Origin of the sequence: Thauera sp. 63, from assembly GCF_000310165.2 — a bacterium.
GTDB lineage: Bacteria > Pseudomonadota > Gammaproteobacteria > Burkholderiales > Rhodocyclaceae > Thauera > Thauera humireducens.
The window spans coordinates 1-1,494 of the sequence record NZ_AMXC01000075.1; the positions used below are offsets into that span (position 1 = coordinate 1).

The 1,494-nt window shown below is 65.8% G+C and carries 2 protein-coding genes; both read right to left on the reverse strand.

Features of this window, described 5'->3' with window-relative positions; all coding sequences use genetic code 11:
- On the reverse strand, positions 1-533 hold a 533-nt coding region (gene dmpG, locus C664_RS19990; protein WP_004294639.1), incomplete at its 3' end, for a 4-hydroxy-2-oxovalerate aldolase.
- A gap of 26 nt (positions 534-559) precedes the next feature.
- Entirely contained in the window at positions 560-1,483 is a 924-nt protein-coding gene (locus C664_RS19995) for an acetaldehyde dehydrogenase (acetylating) (RefSeq protein ID WP_004252850.1), read from the reverse strand.
- Between the last annotated feature and the right edge of the window lie 11 nt (positions 1,484-1,494).

Genomic DNA, 1,494 nt, shown 5'->3' on the forward strand with positions numbered 1-1,494 from the left:
GTGTCGGGCAGCAGGTGCCCGGCCGAGTCGGTGACGTAGATGCAGTTGGCGCCGTAGCTCTCCATCAGCCTGGCTTGCTTGAACAGCCCTTCGGGGCTGTTCATGTGGGCCATCATCAGGAAGCCGACGGTGTCCATGCCAAGCTTGCGCGCCATGCCGATGTGTTGCTCGGAGACATCCGCCTCGGTGCAGTGGGTGGCCACCCGGATCGTGGAGACGCCGATCTCGTGCGCCATCTTCAGGTGATCCACCGTGCCGATGCCCGGCAGCAGCAGCGCCGAGACCTTGGCCTGCTTCATCAGCGGGATCACCGCGCCGAGGTATTCCTCGTCGCTGTGGGCGGGGAAGCCGTAGTTCACCGAGCTGCCGCCGAGGCCGTCGCCGTGGGTGACCTCGATCAGCGGGATGCCCGCTTCGTCCAGGCCGACGGCGATGGTCTTCATCTGCTCGAGCGTCATCAGGTGGCGCTTGGGGTGCATGCCGTCGCGCAGGGTCATGTCGTGGACGGTGATCTTCTTGCCGCGAAGTTCCATGTTCATCTCCTTCGTCTGGTCGCCGCTCAGGCCACCATCGTGGCGCGGTTGGATTCGAGTTTCAGGCGCCCGGCGAGGATCTCCTCGGCGAACATCTCGGCGGTGCGCGCACCGGCCGCGGTCATGATGTCGAGGTTGCCGGCGTACTTGGGCAGGTAGTCACCCAGGCCTTCGACTTCCAGGAAGACCGAGACGCGGTTGCCATCGAACACGGGACCATTCACGAGGCGGTAGCCGGGCACGTACTTCTGCACCTCGCGGATCATGGCGTGGATGGATTCGGTGATCGCGGCCTGGTCCGGTTCGGTCTCGGTCAGGCAGTGCACCGTGTCGCGCATGATCAGCGGCGGCTCGGCCGGGTTCAGGATGATGATGGCCTTGCCCTTCTTCGCGCCGCCCACCTTCTCGACCGCGCCTGCGGTGGTGCGGGTGAATTCGTCGATGTTCTTGCGCGTGCCCGGACCGGCCGACTTGGAGGACACGGTGGCGACGATCTCGCCGTAGGCCACCGGCTGCACGCGGGACACCGCCGCGACCATCGGGATCGTGGCCTGGCCGCCGCAGGTGACCATGTTGACGTTCATTTCACCCTTGCCGACGTGCTCGGCCAGATTGACCGGCGGCACGCAGAAGGGGGCGATCGCGGCCGGGGTGAGGTCGATCATCAGCACGCCCAGCTCGTTGAGCTTGCGGCTGTTCTCGGCATGGACGTAGGCCGAGGTGGCATCGAAAGCGATCTGCACGCCGTCGGCCAGCACATGCGGCAGCAGGCCGTCGACGCCCTCGGCGGTGGTCTTGAGGCCCATCTCGCGCGCACGCGCCAAGCCCTCGGAGGTGGCGTCGATCCCCACCATCCACACCGGCTCCAGCACCGGGCTACGCTTCAACTTGTACAGCAGGTCGGTGCCGATGTTGCCCGGACCGATCAGGGCGCATTTGATCTTGTTCATGAGAGCTTCCT